A 16,804-nucleotide genomic window follows, 5' to 3' on the forward strand; every position below is an offset into this window, starting at 1 on the left:
CCGAGCGGCGGCATCCGTTCAATTTCAATAGCGGATGGCGTCGATCACCTTCACCCGCACCGCAACCAGTGCCGGGATCAATCCGGCGAGGGCACCGACCACCGTCGCGCAGACCAGGCCAAGGATGGCCGCTTCGACCGGAAACGGCGGAAAGTCGGTGACCTGGCCCTGGCTGATGAAGTCCTCCACGAGCGGGCTCTTGACGATGAGCACGGCGGCGATCACCCCGACAATTCCCGCGACGACGGTTGCGACGACGCTCTCCATCATGACTGCGAAGAACACCCTGCCGGCGGTCGCGCCGAAGCTGCGCCGAATGCCGATCTCGCGGATGCGCTGTTTCAGCGTGACCAGGGCGATGTTCACCAGGCCGAGCGCTCCGAGCAGGAGCACAAGACCGGCGATGGCACCGACCGTGAGCTTAAGGGACAGGTAGGGGTCACCGTTTTGGTATGCCGCGTAGTCCTGTCGGTTCACCTGAACGAAGGCATCGCTGCCGAGCGCACCCTGCACGTCGCGTTGCAGGGCCGTCACGAGCTGCTCAGACACGTCAATCGGCACCCACAGCTCGTACGCAGGCGGTCCGAATTGCTGCAAATTCGGGTCAGTCACGACCGGGCTAATGGCGGTGAGAGCATCGGCGAGCATGTACATTGCCGGTTCGGTCTCCCAGGAGAGGGACGGGTAGACACCGGTCACGACGGCCGTCGTGGTGCGCTCGCCCACCAGAGTCGTCGTCGGGTGCGTGCGCAGGTCAGGACGACCGAGGCGGTCCCAGAAGATGGAGTTGATAAGTACGGCCGGGGCCAGCCGGTTCTGGTCGGCGTCAGTGAACCAGGTGCCTTCCTCGAGGGTGACGCGGTGCATGGTCCCGTAAGGCGGGTCGACGCCGATGGTCTGCACCGGCACTGCGCCGTCAGCAAATTGTACGGTCTGGCTGGTGTTGACGACCCGACTGGCATATTCGATCTGGTATCGATCCAACGCCGTGCGCCAGATTTCGGGCATACCGATCGGGGTCGAGCCGTCGTTCATCGAAGCCGACAGGTAGAGGCTCGCGGCACGACCTCCCGATCGTTCACTCTGTTCGATGGTGGCTTGTTGGGCGACCGCGCCGAGTCCGACCACGGTCGTAATGGCGCAGACGGCCACGGCCACACCGATCAGCGACAGCATGACGCGCGTCTTGTGGATGCGCACTTCCTGCCAGGCTTCGATCACAGCGCCGACCAGGTTGCTCGCGACGCGCTTCATGCGGGCACCGTTCCGCTCACCTGCAGCACACCGTGGTCCAGTCGGAGATGCCTGGTGGCGCGGGCGGCGATCGCCGGATCGTGGGTGATCGTCACCAGGGCTGCCCCGGATTCGGTGGCGACCTGGTCGATCAAGTCCATCACGGTTTCGCCGGTTTCGAGGTCGAGTGCGCCGGTGGGCTCGTCGGCGAGAATCAGGCGAGGGCTACGCACCAGCGCGCGGGCGATCGCCACTCGCTGCTGCTCACCGCCGCTCAACCGGTCGGGCAATGAGCCGAGCCGGTCGCTGAGGCCGACCCGTTCGAGCATCTCGGTGGCGATTCGGGCCCGCTTCCAGAATTGGCGACCTTCCGCGTAGAGCAGCGGCGTCATCACGTTTTCGAGGGCGGTGCGACCCTGCAGCAGGTTGAACTGCTGAAAGATGAAGCCGACCTCGCGGCCGCGCAGCCGGTCCCGCGCACCGGATGATAGCGACTGCACCGGGCGGTCTTCGAACAGCATGGTGCCGCTCGTGGGGTTGTCGAGCAGCCCGAGCAGGTTCAACAGGGTGGTTTTACCCGAGCCGGAACGACCCACGACTGACACGCGGTCGCCCACGTCGACGTCGAGGTCAACGCCCGAGAGAATGGTCAGCGGCGGCGCATCGATGAGCTGCACGGTGCGAGTGACACCCTCAAGATGTAAGAGGGTCAATGGGAGATCCCGCTGCTGGAGATGCTCGGCCCAAAGCAGACTTCACTACCGTCGGGTTGCAGTTGGCAGCCCTCGCCGCCGGGGCTGACTGCGGTGGCACCCGGTACGAACTGGTTGATCAGGTCGCCCTCCACGAGTCCGTCGATGACCTGCACGTTGATTCCGTCGGTCATGCCAAGCGTCACCGGGCGTTCTTCGGTGCCGCCGTCGGGCAGCACGAACCAGACGACGCCGGTTTGGGCGGAGCCCTTCACGGCGGTGGTCGGAACGACGAGCACGTTTTCGGCCAGGCCAGCAGCGATGGTGATCTGAGCGGCCAGACCGGAGAAGACAGTCACCTCAGCCGGAACGGCGCAGGTGACGGTGGTGCCGCTCGCGCCGGTCTCTCCACCGGCCCCGCCGTCACCGCCGGCCTGGGCACCAGCGAGCGGCGTGGTGATGGTCAGGCCGATGCAGGTGAATGGCGCCGGCCCATTAGTGATGGCAACGGATGCCTCGGTCGGCTTGCTCAATAGCCGGTACTGCTGCTCGGGGTTGAGCGCTCCGCTCACCGAGAAGCTCGGAGGCGCCACCTGGCCGGTGGCATCCCCCACGGCCACGCTCTGGCCGTGGATCACCGTGAGCGAGCTCAGGACGCCGCTGATGGGGGCCAGCACCTTGACGAAGGTGACCACCGGTTTCGGCTGGGTGACGGTGATGTTGCCGTCGGCATCCGTTGTTTCGACGGGGTCTTTGATCGTTTCGATCCGGATGTCGTAGATTTTGTCATCTTTGTTCACGGCCTGGCCGGCCGCCATGAAGATCTCGTCGACCGTGCCGATGGCGGTTGCCTTCACGGCGACGGCCGGATCGGCACTGACCGTGCCGGGCAGGGTGACGTCATTGCTGATGGTGCCGAGGGCCGCTGGAACCTGCGGTTCGACGATGACGCCGGTCGGTTCGGCGGGGTTGCGCTCGACCGCAGTGTCGGGGTAGAACGCGAGCTTCACCAGGGCCACAGCAATGGCCGCGATGACGATGAGTCGAAGGATCGGAAAGACCCATTTGCGTGCAATGTTCACAACACTCCCCACACAGCCGACCCGACGTGGTCAAGCTCGATGGGCTGAGCCTAGCGTTACGTGGGCCTGCGTGTCTCCGTCCACCAGACGCGTCGCGGCACCCGTTGAAGCTCGTGGCACCCGCAGGATCGAGTGCCACGAACGTTAGTGGGTGCCGCGACCACAAAGCCGTCCGGCGCGAGCTCTAGCGGGTGGTGCCGGCGACCTTGGGCAGCGATCCGCCTGCGGCCGCGTTGCGGTCCGGGCGGAAGTTGGAAAAGTCCACGCCGGGAATGTCCCTGACCAGCGACAGTTCGTCTTCGATCTGAGCGGCTTCAGAGTCTTCGGGGCCGACCAGGGGCAGGCGCACCCGCGGGCTGCCGATGCGACCGAGGCCGTGCAGGATGTACTTCACAGCAACGGTGCCGGGTACGTGGGTCATCACGGCGCGCACGAGCGGTTCAAGCTGCTGATGGGCGGCGGTGGCGACTTTGAGGTCGCCCCGGTTGACCGCGTCGACCATGTGCCGGTAAGGGGTCGCAGTGATGTTTCCGGTGACGCCGATCAGTCCGGTCGCACCGATCGACAGGTGGGCCAGCACGTTGGGGTCGTCGCCGGAGAAGTACATGAGGTCGGTCTGGTTGAGCACCCGACTGACCTGGGCGAAGTCGCCCTTAGCGTCTTTCATGGCGAGAATGTTGGGATGCTTCGCCGCGCGCAGGATGGTCTCGTAAGCGATAGCGACGCCGGTGCGGCCGGGGATGTCGTAGAGGATGACCGGGAGGTCGGTGGCATCGGCGATCATGCGGAAGTGGGTGAGGATGCCAGCCTGAGTCGGCTTGTTGTAATACGGGGTGACGATCATGTTGCCGTCGGCGCCGGCTTTCTCGCTCTGACGGGCGAGCTGCATGGCGTGCGCGGTTTCGTTGGAGCCACCGCCGGTGATGATCTTGGCACGGCCGTTAGCGACGGACTTACCGACCTCGACGAGGCGGATCTTCTCTGGGTCGGTCAGGGTGCTGGTCTCGCCGGTTGTTCCGGTGACGACGATGCCGTCAGCGCCGGCATTGATGACGTCGTCGATGTGCTTCTCCACACCGGCCCAGTCCACTTCGCCATCAAAAGTAAACGGGGTGACCAGGGCGACCAGCACCTGGCCAAAGGGATTCGTAGAGGTAGACACGATCTACAGGCTATCGTCTCCCCCTGCGCGGTCCACTACGGGGCCACTCGACCGTTCACATTGAAGGCGGCGTAGGTCAAGGGCATGAGCTTTTCGAAGTGGGTTTCCATCTGCTCGGCGCACATTTCGATCTCGCGCTGGGGGAACGACGGAAATGACGAGCCCTCCCGCTTGGTGCGCAGGCTGAGAAAGTTCATCAGTGAGCGGGCGTTGAGCGTGACGTACATCGAGGAGTAGATGTTTAGCGGCAGCACGATGCGGGCGACTTCGCGCGCGACGCCGGCTTCGAGCATCCGCTGGTAGGCCTCATAGGCGTGGACGGCGGCGGCGCGGGTCTGCTGCTGCACGAGCGCGATCTGCTCGACGGTGCCGGGCAGAAAGTCGTAGGCGCCCGGCTTGCCCACCTGAACGAGGTTACGTTCGGCGGACGGCACGTAGAACACCGGGCCCAGCTCCCGGTAGCGGCCGGACTCTTCGTTGTAACTGGCGATGCGGTGCCGCATGAATTCGCGGAAAACAAAAATGGGGGCACGCACGTAGAACGTCATCGAGTTGTGTTCAAACGGCGAGCCGTGCCGGTCGCGCATGAGGTAGTTGATCAGACCGCGGTCACGCTTTTCGTCGACCTCGCTCTCTGAACCGTCAAGCTGGCTCTGCTCGAGAGTCTGCTCCCCCAAAGTCGACACCCGGGCGGCAAACAGCACGTCGGAATCGTGAGCGCTGGCACGCACCAGCTCCACGGTCATTTCAGATCGAAACTCAATTTCAGACACCGCTTCAGGCTAGCCGGTCTGTCGGGCGGCGCGCCCGCGCGCAGTCGTAACGTGTCGTCACAGTCCCCCGAACGGGGCTGCGCCCACGTATCGTCGTTATCATGACTCCACTAGAAGCGATCGGACTTTTGTTCGCCCTGCTGGCCGCCACGACCGTTCTTGGCCTTGTGTGGCGAGCCCGTCAGGGACGAGTGGCCCCTGTTTCCGGCGACGTCATCACTCCAGCGGAGGTTGCCGCCACGGTCGCGTTCGGCCCCGCCGCCACCCTGCTGCAATTTTCGACCGAATTGTGCGCTCGCTGCCCGGGCACCCGCCGTCTACTGGGCGCTGTGGCCGCGCAACGCCCGGGGGTGGTCCACGTGGAAGTGGATCTCACCCACCGCCCCGATCTCGCCAACCGGTACGCGGTTCTACAAACCCCGACGACCCTGATCCTGGACGAGTCCGGTCGGGTGCGGGCCCGCGTGGGGGGCGCGCCTACCCGGGCCGATATCGGCGCGACCCTTGATGCGATCACGCAGAACACCACACTCAGCACCACACTCGGGAGTTCTCATGTCTAAAACACCTCGCGCCCGGCTCGATCCGCGCGGACCCCGATTCGGTGCAGGGCTGACGGCCGCACTCTTGCTCATCGTGGTGTTCCTGTCATTGACCGGGGCATCCGCTGCCGCGCTGGCCCTGCTCGCAGTGATCACCGCGCTGTTCGCGTGGGGTGCACTGGCCGGCGCCGGCCGGCATCCGTACGGCGCCCTGTTCAAGAAATTCGTACGGCCGCGTCTCGCCCCTGCGACCGAACTCGAAGACGCGGCTCCGCCCACCTTCGCGCAGGGCGTTGGCCTGGCCGTGACCTTGGTCGGACTCATTCTGGGCCTGGTCGGTGTACCGGGCGCGGTCGGAATCGCTGCGGCGGCCGCGCTCGTCGCGGCCTTTCTCAATGCGGTCTTCGACTACTGCCTCGGCTGCCAGTTCTACCTGCTTCTCCTGCGCTTCGGCGTGCTCAACCGGAGTGGCCGAACCATCGAGAACGTCTGATCAGCTCGCTGCGACCTGACCTGTACATCGGATCTCGCGCTGCCTGCACGTGTCGGCTGGCTCTCAGGTAATTCCCAGACGAGAGGCGTTCACGGTGCAGGTCGGGCGGTTAGGGTGGAAGCCAATCACCTGGAGGTAACACCATGCCCACGACACTCACGAGTGAAGCAACCTCAGTATGGACCGGCGATCTTCCGACCGGTACCGGCACCGTCACCCTCGATTCCTCGCACGCCGCCGAGTTCTCGGTGAATTGGAAGGCCCGCGCTGAGGGCGTGTCGAACACCACCAACCCGGAGGAACTGCTTGGTGCCGCCCACGCGGCCTGTTTCTCGATGGCACTCGCCAACGCGCTCGGTTCGGCCGGCCACACTCCGGAGAGCATCCAGGCCACCGCCGCCGTGACTTTTGCGGCCGGCACCGGGGTCATCGGAAGCCACTTACTGGTCAGTGCCAAGATTCCCGGCCTGACCGAAGCCGAGTTCGAGGTGTTCGCTCAGGACGCCAAGGACAACTGCCCGATCTCTAAAGCACTTGCGGGCATTCCCATCACCATCGAGGCAGAACTGGCCTAGGGTACCGACGTGCGCGTTCTGATCGCCGGCGCGTCCGGCCTCATCGGCCGGGAACTCAGCCGGCAGCTGGCCGCGGCCGGCCACAGTCCCGTGCGATTGGTGCGGCGGGAGGCCCTGGGCAAGAACGAGGTTCGGTGGGACCCAGCTGCCCATTCCCTGGACGCTCACGTTATGGACGATATCGACGCTGTCGTCAACCTCTCGGGCGCCTCACTGGCGCGACTGCCGTGGACCTCGGGCTATCGCAAGGAAATCCTGACGTCACGCCTTGGCGCCACCCGCACGATCACCGACGCTCTCGGGCGGGCCGCCACTCCCCCAACGGTTTTGCTCAACGGTTCCGCCGTAGGCGTGTACGGCAATCGGCCCGGGGAAATCCTGAGCGAGACGTCCACGGTCGGAACCGATTTTCTCGCCGATGTCGTTACGCAATGGGAGGCTGCAGCCCAGCTCGCTCCGGAACCGACCCGGGTTGTCACGTTGCGCACCGGGCTCGTTCTCGCCAAGGGCGGCGCACTGAAACCGCTGCTGCCCCTGGCCAAACTCGGTCTCGCGGGACCACTCGGCAGCGGGAATCAGCACTGGGCCTGGGTGAGCCTGCACGATGAGGCTGCGGCCATCCTTCATCTGCTCACCTCTACGCTCTCCGGCCCGGTCAACCTCGTCGGGCCATCAGCGGCTACGTCGAACGACATCATCAAGGCGCTCACCACTGCGCTGCACCGACCGTTTTTCCTGCCGGTTCCCCAGCAGGTCTTGACGCTGCTGCTGCAGGACGCCGCGCGCCAGCTGCTGCTCGCCGACCAGCAGGTCAGCGCCCAGAAACTCTTGGACGACGGGTTCGAGTTTGCTCAGCGTACGCCAGCCACCGCGATCGCCTGGATGCTCCGGCAGCCGTAGCCTGCGGCTACTTCGGGGCGCGCTCGAGGCTGATCGCGGTACGGATCGCCCCGCGAGCGCGCTTGCGATCGCCGGAGGCGTCGTAGGCGAGACCGAGGCGCAGCCAGGCGTGCCAGTTCTCTGGCTCGGCTTCTACCGCGGCCTGCGCGGCCGGAAACTGTTCGTCGGCAGCGTCCCGGTAAGGCCGACCGCTCGGTCGCACCGGCAAGTCGGCGGCGGGGAGGCCACCCAGCTCATCGAGTTCACGCACCAAGCGTTCCGAGCGGATGCCGAAGGCCACTTCGCGCGCCAGCGCCCAGAAACCAATCAGCGGCAGGATGAGAAGGGCAAGGCCGATGGCGATGCCGACCGGTTCCCCGCTCTGGATGAAGAGCACCGCGCGTACGCCCACCAGTACCAGGTAGAAGACGAGCAGAGCCGCCATGACAACAACAGCGAGCTTGCCCCTCATTTGGAGGCTCCTTCGCTGGCAGCCGTACTGAATCCCAGATCGACGATCTGGTCGAGGCCGACCGCCACACCTTCAATGGTTCGCGCGGCTTGGAGCGCGAGCAGGATGCCACTCTCATAGGCGCTCGGTGACAGGGTGTTGTGGCTGATGGTGAGGGTTTCGCCGGTGCCGCCGAGAAGGACGTCTTGCCGGGCAAGTAGGCCGGACAAGCGCAGGCTATGCACGGGCACGCTCGCTACCTGCTGGCCGCGGGCACGCTGATCCGTGTGCGGCGCGGAGACCGGACCGAGTTCGGCGCGCGCCCGGCCGATTAATTCGGCGGTTCGCACCGCCGTGCCAGAGGGTGAATCAACCTTGGACGGCTGGTGAGCTTCGACAATCTCAATGGAGTCGTAGAACCGCGCGGCCAGGGCGGCGAAGGCCGTGGCAAGCACCGATCCGATCGAAAAGTTCGGAATGATGATGACGCCGGTGTCGTCCCGGCCGGCTAGGCGTCGGGCGAGAGAATCAATTCCGTCCTGGGTCCAGCCTGACGTGCCGACGAGTACTCGCAAACCGTGCTCGGTCGCAAAATCGACGACGCTACGGCTCACATCAGGCCGGGTCAGGTCGACGGCGATCTGCGCGCCAAGCATCTCTTTCAGCTGACTGTGGGAATCGAGGCGGGCGACGACGTCGAAGCCCTCGGTTCGGTCTATCAGGTCGGAAACCAGACGGCCCATCTTGCCTGTCGCTCCGATAATGGCCACCGTCGTTGTCATAAAACCAATCTACCAATTGATCGCGTCAGCACGCGCTCGCGCAATAGCCTAGGCAGATGCCCCAGTTTCACTCCGTGTCGCTAGCGGATGCCGCCGCCCACGCTCTGCTCACCGAATACTTCTGCAGCCCTGAACTGGCGTTTCGACAATCCCACGGCACCTACCACCCGACCTATCCAGTCGCGGAGCAATTCGTGCCGCCACGGGGCGTGTTCCTCGTGGTACTCGATGGCCAGGCGGGAGACGACTCTGGCGGCGCGTATGTCGGGTGCGGAGGCATCCGTCGGCTGGACACCGCCGAAAGCGAACCGGTCTGCTTCGAGGTCAAGCATTTATGGATCCAGCCGCGCGCCCGCGGGCGCGGCTGGGGGCGGATGCTGCTGGCCGAGCTGGAGAGCAGGGCGCGGGACCTCGGCGTCGCCGAAACGGTGCTCGACACGAACGCAAGCCTCTCCACCGCCGAGGCGCTCTATCACAGCAGCGGGTATACGAGCATTCCCTCGTACAACGACAACCCCAATGCGACGCACTGGTATCGCAAACGGCTCAGCACAAATAGCTACAGCCCGCCAGTGCGACCTTAGAACATCAGCGGTTCCGGCAGCCCGGTACGTAGCTCCACCGGCAAGTGGCCCAGGTCGTTGTGCGTGACGAGCGTCCACGGTCGGCCTGTTTTTTGCTGCAGCACGGTGAGACCACAATTGGCCTGGTTGATTCCAACCCAGCGCCAGTCGGGAGCACCGAGCACCTCTCGAACAAACCACGCGATTACAAAATTGTGGGTGATCAGCAGGTCGTGCCGCTGGCTGCGGCGGGGTTGCAGAAATTCAGCGACGGCATCTTCCATCTGTGCACGGCCCGCCGCGATCTCGTCTTCGGTGACAGAGCCGAAAAACGGGTCGTAGGCCGACGGTGTCTCAGCCGCCCGACCAGAGGGAATGCAGTCGAACAGCAATGCCGACGACTCGCTGTGCAGCGCCGGAAGCCGTTCCGCCATAATGGTGGCGGTTTCGGCGGCCCGCTGCAGCGGCGAGTGCCACGCCCCGGTAAACGGAACTCCACTCAAACGATCGGCGATCAACAGCGCCTGGCGTTTGCCGCGCGGTGACAACGGGCCGTCGTGCAGGCCGTGTTCGGCATCCTGTTGTTCGCCGTGGCGTACCAGGTAGATGTACTGGGGCATCATTGTCCATTTCACAGTGCGGGAATCCGGCCGGGCCGGAACGTGCAGGAGACTGGGTCGCGGCCGGTCAGCTCGGAAGAATAGCCGTGAACGCGTCGTCATCAAGGGCACCGACAGCGGAGATTGACACGGGGCCGCTCACGAGTTCGGCGGCGAGCTCCTGCACGTCGACCGGCGTGACCCGCGCAAGGCGGCGCAGCGCTTCATCGAGATCAGCGAACTCGCCGAGGGTTATCTCGGAGCGGCCCAGCCGAGACATTCGGGTGTCCGAGTCTTCCAACGCGAGGGCCGACGCTCCACTCAGCTGGCCAGACGCCCGCCTCATCTCGTCGTCGGTGACACCGCCATCAGCGAGGCGGTGCAGTTCGCTGAGCATGAGTTCGGCGACCTGGCCGGCCTTGGCCGGCGTGCATCCGGCATACATACCGAACAGTCCCGCATCCGAGTAGCCGGGCGCGAACGAGTAGACCGAATAGGCCAGTCCGCGCTTCTCCCGCACTTCCTGAAAAAGCCGGCTCGACATTCCCCCACCAAATATCGAGGTGAGCACGCTCATCGTGACGCGGCGGTCGTCGGTCGCCAGCAGACCGGGCATGCCGAGCAGCAGGTTCGCCTGTTCCAGCGGACGTTTAACGATGGTCAGGGCCTGGCCCTGGTGAATCTCGGCTGGTACGCCACCCCGACGGCTGACCGGAATCTGGGGAATACTAAGGTCCCAGCCGGAACGTTCGAGGGCGCGGGTAACGGCGGCGACCAGCGAGTCGTGGTCGACGGCGCCGGCGACCGTGACGACAAGGTCTTGCGGGCGATAGTTGGCCTGGTAGTGCTCCCACACGGCCGTGCGGGAGGCACCACGAATGTCGTCTGCGCTGCCGCCGATGGGACGGCCCAGCGGATGCTTCCCCAGCACCGCTTCGAAGAATCGTTCATTGGCAACGTCGGCCGGGTCGTCATCAGCCATGGCGAGTTCCTCGAGAATGACGCCGCGTTCGGTTTCGAATTCACCGGCATCCAGTTTTGAGGAGGTCAGCATGTCGGTGAGAACGTCAATGGCCATACCGAGGTCGCGGTCTTGCACCTTGGCGTAGTAGCAGGTGTATTCCTTGGCGGTCATAGCGTTGTGCTCGCCGCCAACCGCGTCAAAAGAGATGGCAATGTCAAGAGCGGATCGCGTTGACGTGCCCTTGAACAACAGGTGTTCGAGAAAATGAGTGGAGCCGAAGTGACCCGGTTGTTCGTCGCGGGAACCGACTGCTACCCAATATCCGATGGTGAGGCTGCGGGCACCCGGCACCTGCTCGCTCAGGATGCGCACGCCGCTCGGCAGTACGGTGCGACGCACCAGTGCATCACCGGCGGCCCGAAACGAGAGTTCGGCCTGGTCTAGGGGAAAGTCGACGGCACCGTTCATATCAACAGCAAGCTTACAAGACGCGATCAGGGCTGCTGGCGCCCGTGTGCCAACTCGCCAACCTACCCCCAGTTCGACCGGAACGGTCCGTGCGGCCGATTACACCAGACTGGTCTGTCTACGGTGTGTTACAGTCTGGGAGCCCTCCGGGAATACGCCGGATCTGCGCTCATGCGGGACCGCTCGCGGACCCCTACTGAAGGAGTGACGCATGACAACGCTGACACCTGACGCTGTTCGGCCGGCGACGCACGCCAAGCTGCGTATCCTCGCCACTGCCGACCGTTTGTTCTACACCGAGGGTGTACACACCGTGGGTGTGGACCGCATCATCAGCGAGTCGAAGGTCACCAAAGCAACCTTTTACAAGTACTACCGCTCGAAGGACGCTCTCATCGTTGTCTACCTTCAGGGCCGGGACCGTATGGCACGCGATTTTCTCGCCAGCCTCGACACAAATTGTGACACCCCGGAACAGCGGCTGCGCGGCGTCGTGAATGAGATCTCCGCCCAGGTCATTCGCGGAGGCTTCCACGGCTGTCCGTTTATCAACGCGGCCGCTCAGTTCACCGACCCGGCCCACCCCGTGCGCCAGGCCGTTTCTGCGCATCGCGACTGGTACGGCCGGTCGATCGAGGACATGTTCCGCGGGATGGGCCATGCCCGGCCCGGAGACGCCGCCGATGATTTCTTCCTCGCCCGCGACGGCGCCTTTGCCGGCGCGAACCTCGGCGACCCGATCGGCGCCCACACCGCCCTACTGCGCGCGATCCAGCGTGTGCTCGACGAGTCCGGCGCCTAACCAGCTCCTAGTCGGCCGATACCCGGTCGAGATCGAGCAGGTCATTGCGGCCAAGACGGATGCCCGCCGCCGCGACCAGGGACTGCACCTGATCGGCCTCCCCTGCTCCGGCAACCGGTGCCACCACGTCGGGCCGGGCGAGCAGCCAGGCCAAGGCGATCGACGCCGGCGCTGCGCCCTGCGCGGCGGCAATACGATCGACAACGGCCAGTACGCGCAGCGAGCGACGGTTGAGGTACACCTTGGCGAGTTGTCCGCGGGCGGTACCGGCGACATCCGCCTTCGTGCGAAAAGCACCGGCTAGAAAACCGTGGGCCAGGGCAAAACCGGGCATCAGCGCGAGATGTTGGGCGCGGGCGACGACCGCGACGTCTTTTTCGAGTTCGGCGCGATGCACGAGGTTGTACGGCGTTTCGGCGGCGACGAACTTGGGCAGGCCGAGGGCGGACAGCACCCGGGCTTCCATGAGGCGTTCCGCGGAGAAGTTGCTTGCACCGAGGTAGCGCACCTTGCCGGCGCGCATGAGAACATCCACCGCAACGAGGCTCTCTTCGAGGGCGACGGTTTTGTCGTCGAAGTGAAAGTAGAGCAGGTCGAGGTAGTCGGTGCCGAGCCGCACGAGGCTGGCTTCGACGGCGGCGACGATGCTGCGCTGCGTCAGCCCGGGATTGTCAAGATTTCGGCCGATTTTGGTGGCCAGAACAGTCTCGGCCCGAGCACCTCGAGACCGCAGCCACGAACCGATAATCACTTCGCTGCGCCCGGCCGCGAAACTGTCGGCGGTGTCGAGAAAGTTGCCGCCGAAATCGCGGTGCGCGTCGAGAATGGCTTTGGACGCTTCACCCGTCGCTGTCCAGCCGAAGGCGTTGCAGCCGAGGGCCAGTGGATGCACGCGCAGCTCTGTTCCCGCAATTTGCCGCCGAACCGGGTCCGCACCGACCGTGGTCTCTGCCTGGTCGGTTTCGGCTGGCCGCGAAAGGGCGACTGACATCGCGTCGAGCGAAGACGAGACAACCTGTCGGGGCATTGCGTTCTCCTCCGGGGTGCTCGCCCGACCATTTGTCTCTGCCGGGTTTTTTCTTGATAAATTGCTCTGTGCCTGACCTTAGGCGAGGCCACTGACATTTTCTCGGCGGCACGCTAAACCGTTACCAAAATGTACGTCGGTGGCGGCCGAATAGGGGGCACTGGCTGTCGGTTGCCAGCTGACACGTTCTCGATTTGTTAGACTGGCGGTTGCGCGAAAACTGGGCTGCCTGTGCAGGTGCACATCCGCCCTGGGCCGCCTTCCATCGAATAGATCAATCGGTCGGTCGGCGAGGTATCCTGCCCGAATCAGCCGCAGGAAAGCAGCTATGACCACCGTCGCCGACGTGCCCAACCCCCAGGTTCCCCGCGAGGCTCTGCGTCGCCGCACCTTCGCCGTGATCTCCCACCCCGACGCCGGCAAGTCCACCCTGACCGAAGCTTTGCTGTTGCACGCCCGCGCGATCACCTCGGCCGGCGCCACGCACGGCAAGGCCGGTCGCAGCGGCACCGTCTCGGACTGGATGGAGATGGAGAAGGCCCGGGGAATTTCGGTCACGAGCGCGGCGATCCAGTTCGAATACCACGACGCCGTGATCAATCTGGTTGATACCCCCGGCCACGCCGACTTCTCCGAAGACACGTTTCGAGTGCTGTCCGCGGTGGATGCCGCAGTCATGCTCGTCGACGCGGCCAAGGGCCTCGAGCCGCAGACGATGAAGCTGTTCGCGGTCTGCAAGCAGCGCGGGCTTCCCGTCATTACCGTCATCAACAAATGGGACCGCCCCGGCGACACTCCCCTGGCCCTGATGGATGAGATCCAAACCCGCACCGGACTGCTGCCGACCCCGCTGAACTGGCCGGTCGGCGAAGCCGGCGACCTGCGCGGCGTGCTCGACCGCCGCTCGGGCGATTTTCTGCGCTATACCCGCACCGCGGGCGGGGCGACCGTGGCCGAATCGGTACGGCTGGACGCGGCCGACGCGGCGCTCGAGGAGGGCCCGGCCTGGGCATCCGCTGTCGAAGAATCTGAACTACTCGACGCGGAGTCCCAGAATCACGACTCCGAGCTGTTCCTCGACGGGCAGACCACCCCGGTGCTGTTCTGCGCCGCCGTAGCAAACTTTGGGGTGCAGCAGCTGCTCGACACCCTGGTCGAGTTCGCACCGCCCGCCGAAGCCCGCATCGACATCGACGGCAACCCGCGCAAGGTCACGTCGCCGTTCTCCGGTTTCGTCTTCAAGGTGCAGTCCGGGATGAACTCGGCGCACCGCGACCACGTGGCCTTCGTGCGCGTCTGCTCCGGCGAATTTCGACGTGGCATGGTCGTCACCCACGCGGCAACCGGTCGCCCCTTTGCCACCAAATACGCCCAGCAGCTCTTCGGCAAGGAGCGCACCGTCACCGACCAGGCCTGGCCGGGCGACATCGTCGGGCTGGTGAACGCGTCGGCGCTGCGCGTGGGCGACTCGATCTTCGAAGACGAGCGCGTGGAGTTTCCGCCGCTCCCGTTGTTCTCCCCCGAACACTTTCGGGCCATTCGCCCGGTCGACAGCAGCAAGCACAAGCAGTTTCGCCGTGGCATCGACCAGCTCGACCATGAGGGCATCATCCAGGTGATGCGCTCCGAGGTGCGCGGCGAGCAGGCACCGGTGCTCGGAGCCGTCGGACCGATGCAGTTCGAGGTCGTCGAGGACCGCATGGTGCACGATTTTCATGCCGACATTCGCATGGAGGCGCTTCCCTACCAGGTGGCCCGCAAGACCGACAAGGAGAGCGCACTCGTGCTTGCTGGAACCCGCCAGGTGGAAGTGTTCACCCGCTCCGACGGCACGCTGCTCGCCCTGTTCAGCACGCCGTGGCGCCTGCAGGCGATTATCAAGGAGAACCCGAAGCTCGTGCTGATCGACATCGCAAACGCCACAGCCGAGGACTTCATGTAACTTCTTCGATGAAAAAGAAAGGCCGCATCCTCGTGGAGGATGCGGCCTTTCTCGTTCTGTCGGTGCTGGTTACGCGTCGACGACCACGGAGGTGATGACCGGGCTGCGACGGTACTTGCGGTTCATCCAGCGGCTCACCGACTGCGTGAACAGGTCTTCGAGCTCGGCGCCATCGACGATCTTGATACGGTTCGCGGCCTTCATAGCCTCATCGATGACCTTGGTCGCGCCCTTGACCCACTCGTCGTCGTGCACGAATCCGCGGGCCAGGAATTCGACGGGCTCGGAGAGCGTGCCGGTCTTGGCGTTGAGGATTCCGAGGATGGTGATGGTACCGTCCTCGGCGAGCTTGCGACGGTCTTCCATCGCGGCAGTGGATGCCCCGCCGACAGTCATGCCGTCGACGAAGATGTAGTCGGCGACGACCCGGCCGGTGACCTTGGCGTGGCCGTCGATGAGGTCCACAACGACGCCGTCTTCGACGACGATGACGTTGTCCGAAGGTACGCCGGTCGCGATCGCGAGGTCGGCGTTAGCCGTGAGGTGACGCCATTCGCCGTGGATCGGCATGACGTTGACGGGCTTGACGATGTTGTAGCAGTAGACGAGCTCGCCGGCGCTGGCGTGGCCGGAGACGTGCACCTTGGCGTTGCCCTTGTGCACGACGTTGGCGCCCCAACGGATCAGGCCGTTGATGACGCGATAGATGGAGTTCTCATTACCGGGGATCAGCGAGCTCGCAAGCAGCACGGTGTCGCCCTCACCGATCTTGATGACGTGCTCACGGTTGGCCATGCGCGAGAGTGCGGCCATCGGCTCGCCCTGCGAACCGGTGCAGATGAGAACGACCTTGTCGTCCTTCATGCGTTCGAGCGCCTTCATGTCCACGAGCAGATTCTTGGGAATGTTGAGGTAGCCGAGTTCACTCGCGATTCCCATGTTGCGCACCATCGAACGGCCGACGAAGGCCACCTTGCGGTTGTGCTTGACGGCAGCGTCGATGACCTGCTGGATGCGGTGTACGTGGCTTGCGAAGCTCGACACGATGATGCGGCGCGGGGAGGTACGGAACACGGTGTCGATCGCCGGTCCAATGTCCTTCTCGGCGGTGGTGAAGCCGGGAACCTCGGCGTTGGTCGAGTCCGTCATGAACAGGTCGACGCCCTCTTCGGCGAGGCGTGCGAAGGCACCGAGGTCGGTGAGGCGCTTGTCGAGCGGGAACTGGTCCATCTTGAAGTCACCGGTGGCAAGCACGAGGCCGGCTTCGGTGCGGATCGCGATGGCCAGGCCGTCGGGGATGGAGTGGTTGACGGCGATGAATTCGAGGTCGAATTGGCCAACGGTGCGACGTTCGCCTTCCTTCACCTCAATGAAGTTCTGGCTGAGGCGGTGCTCCTGCAGCTTGGCGGCGAGGAAGGCCAGGGTGAGCTTGGAGCCGATGACGGGAATGTCGCCGCGTTCCTTGAGCAGGTAGGGGACGGCGCCAATGTGGTCTTCGTGGCCGTGCGTGAGCACGATGGCCTCGATGTCCTGCAGGCGATCCCGGATGGCCGTGAAGTCGGGCAGGATGACGTTGATGCCGGGCTGGTTGTCTTCGGGGAAGAGTACGCCGCAGTCGATGATGAGCAGCTTTCCCTTGTGCTCGAAGACGGTCATGTTGCGGCCGATCTCGCCGAGGCCACCAAGCGGGATGATACGCATGCCGCGAGCCGGCAGTGCCGGCGGAGTGCTCAGGTCGAGGTAGTGGTTATTCATGAATCTCATTTCGTTGTCTG

General features: G+C 64.6%; 18 protein-coding genes. 7 read left to right on the forward strand and 11 right to left on the reverse strand.

The annotated features are described in order from the left end of the window. Positions 1-24: 24 nt before the first annotated feature. The 5 genes from E3T51_RS08450 to thyX all read right to left on the reverse strand — a co-directional run bounded on the left by E3T51_RS08450 (position 25) and on the right by thyX (position 4,915). Positions 25-1,254 carry an ABC transporter permease gene (locus tag E3T51_RS08450; RefSeq protein ID WP_104192345.1) on the reverse strand — a complete coding sequence of 410 codons (1,230 nt, stop codon included), beginning with the start codon at positions 1,252-1,254 and terminating at the stop codon, positions 25-27. After that, positions 1,251-1,946 carry an ABC transporter ATP-binding protein gene (locus tag E3T51_RS08455; RefSeq protein ID WP_104192344.1) on the reverse strand — a complete coding sequence of 232 codons (696 nt, stop codon included), beginning with the start codon at positions 1,944-1,946 and terminating at the stop codon, positions 1,251-1,253. Before E3T51_RS08455 ends, E3T51_RS08450 begins: the two co-directional genes overlap by 4 nt. Beyond that, positions 1,943-3,007, reverse strand: a complete 1,065-nt coding sequence (locus E3T51_RS08460; protein WP_174844576.1) for a permuted SH3 domain-containing protein — start codon at positions 3,005-3,007, stop codon at positions 1,943-1,945. Before E3T51_RS08460 ends, E3T51_RS08455 begins: the two co-directional genes overlap by 4 nt. A 184-nt stretch (positions 3,008-3,191) precedes the next feature. After that, positions 3,192-4,169, reverse strand: coding sequence for a 4-hydroxy-tetrahydrodipicolinate synthase (gene dapA / locus E3T51_RS08465; protein WP_104192343.1), 978 nt, complete (start codon positions 4,167-4,169; stop codon positions 3,192-3,194). A gap of 35 nt (positions 4,170-4,204) precedes the next feature. Next, positions 4,205-4,915: an FAD-dependent thymidylate synthase gene (gene thyX, locus E3T51_RS08470; protein ID WP_233205892.1), complete on the reverse strand. Its 711-nt coding sequence runs from the start codon at positions 4,913-4,915 to the stop codon at positions 4,205-4,207. A 128-nt stretch (positions 4,916-5,043) separates the two neighbouring features. Between thyX and E3T51_RS08475 the strand changes: the two genes are divergently transcribed. The 4 genes from E3T51_RS08475 (at position 5,044) to E3T51_RS08490 (ending at position 7,452) form a co-directional block, all read left to right on the forward strand. After that, positions 5,044-5,505 (forward strand): TlpA family protein disulfide reductase, encoded by a 462-nt coding sequence (locus E3T51_RS08475; RefSeq protein WP_134529469.1) that lies wholly within the window; start codon positions 5,044-5,046, stop codon positions 5,503-5,505. Further along, the gene (locus tag E3T51_RS08480) at positions 5,498-5,977 is read left to right on the forward strand and encodes a DUF4395 domain-containing protein (protein ID WP_134529470.1); all 480 of its coding nucleotides are present in this window, start codon (positions 5,498-5,500) and stop codon (positions 5,975-5,977) included. The genes E3T51_RS08475 and E3T51_RS08480 overlap by 8 nt, the downstream gene beginning before the upstream one ends. A gap of 143 nt (positions 5,978-6,120) precedes the next feature. Next, positions 6,121-6,552, forward strand: a complete 432-nt coding sequence (locus tag E3T51_RS08485) for an OsmC family peroxiredoxin (protein WP_134529471.1) — start codon at positions 6,121-6,123, stop codon at positions 6,550-6,552. A 9-nt stretch (positions 6,553-6,561) separates the two neighbouring features. Then, a complete protein-coding gene (locus E3T51_RS08490; RefSeq protein WP_134529472.1) occupies positions 6,562-7,452 on the forward strand; it encodes a TIGR01777 family oxidoreductase in 891 nt (296 codons plus the stop codon). Positions 7,453-7,459: 7 nt separating this feature from the next. Here the strand turns inward: E3T51_RS08490 and E3T51_RS08495 are convergent, their stop codons facing one another. Both E3T51_RS08495 and dapB read right to left on the reverse strand, forming a co-directional pair. Continuing rightward, complete coding sequence (locus E3T51_RS08495; RefSeq protein WP_134529473.1) at positions 7,460-7,903, reverse strand: tetratricopeptide repeat protein; 444 nt, start codon at positions 7,901-7,903, stop codon at positions 7,460-7,462. Next, entirely contained in the window at positions 7,900-8,664 is a 765-nt protein-coding gene (gene dapB, locus E3T51_RS08500) for a 4-hydroxy-tetrahydrodipicolinate reductase (protein WP_134529474.1), read from the reverse strand. Before dapB ends, E3T51_RS08495 begins: the two co-directional genes overlap by 4 nt. 56 nt (positions 8,665-8,720) lie before the next feature. Between dapB and E3T51_RS08505 the strand changes: the two genes are divergently transcribed. After that, entirely contained in the window at positions 8,721-9,248 is a 528-nt protein-coding gene (locus E3T51_RS08505) for a GNAT family N-acetyltransferase (protein ID WP_134529475.1), read from the forward strand. Here E3T51_RS08505 and E3T51_RS08510 read toward each other — a convergent pair. Further along, positions 9,245-9,847, reverse strand: a complete 603-nt coding sequence (locus E3T51_RS08510) for a histidine phosphatase family protein (RefSeq protein WP_134529476.1) — start codon at positions 9,845-9,847, stop codon at positions 9,245-9,247. The two genes, E3T51_RS08505 and E3T51_RS08510, sit on opposite strands and share 4 nt — an antisense overlap. Positions 9,848-9,914: 67 nt before the next feature. Further along, complete coding sequence (locus E3T51_RS08515; protein WP_134529477.1) at positions 9,915-11,258, reverse strand: M16 family metallopeptidase; 1,344 nt, start codon at positions 11,256-11,258, stop codon at positions 9,915-9,917. Between the two features lie 211 nt (positions 11,259-11,469). On the opposite strand from E3T51_RS08515, the gene E3T51_RS08520 reads away from it, so the two are divergent. Next, positions 11,470-12,060, forward strand: a complete 591-nt coding sequence (locus E3T51_RS08520) for a TetR/AcrR family transcriptional regulator (RefSeq protein WP_104192333.1) — start codon at positions 11,470-11,472, stop codon at positions 12,058-12,060. A gap of 7 nt (positions 12,061-12,067) precedes the next feature. On the opposite strand, the gene E3T51_RS08525 is transcribed toward E3T51_RS08520, so the two are convergent. After that, the gene (locus tag E3T51_RS08525) at positions 12,068-13,087 is read right to left on the reverse strand and encodes an aldo/keto reductase (RefSeq protein ID WP_241989235.1); all 1,020 of its coding nucleotides are present in this window, start codon (positions 13,085-13,087) and stop codon (positions 12,068-12,070) included. A 328-nt stretch (positions 13,088-13,415) separates the two neighbouring features. Between E3T51_RS08525 and E3T51_RS08530 the strand changes: the two genes are divergently transcribed. Beyond that, complete coding sequence (locus tag E3T51_RS08530; RefSeq protein WP_134529478.1) at positions 13,416-15,029, forward strand: peptide chain release factor 3; 1,614 nt, start codon at positions 13,416-13,418, stop codon at positions 15,027-15,029. Positions 15,030-15,098: 69 nt separating this feature from the next. On the opposite strand, the gene E3T51_RS08535 is transcribed toward E3T51_RS08530, so the two are convergent. After that, positions 15,099-16,784 (reverse strand): ribonuclease J, encoded by a 1,686-nt coding sequence (locus E3T51_RS08535; RefSeq protein WP_104192331.1) that lies wholly within the window; start codon positions 16,782-16,784, stop codon positions 15,099-15,101. Positions 16,785-16,804 lie beyond the last annotated feature (20 nt).

The sequence above is a fragment of the Cryobacterium serini genome, from assembly GCF_004404025.1.
GTDB classification, from domain to species: Bacteria; Actinomycetota; Actinomycetes; order Actinomycetales; family Microbacteriaceae; genus Cryobacterium; species Cryobacterium serini.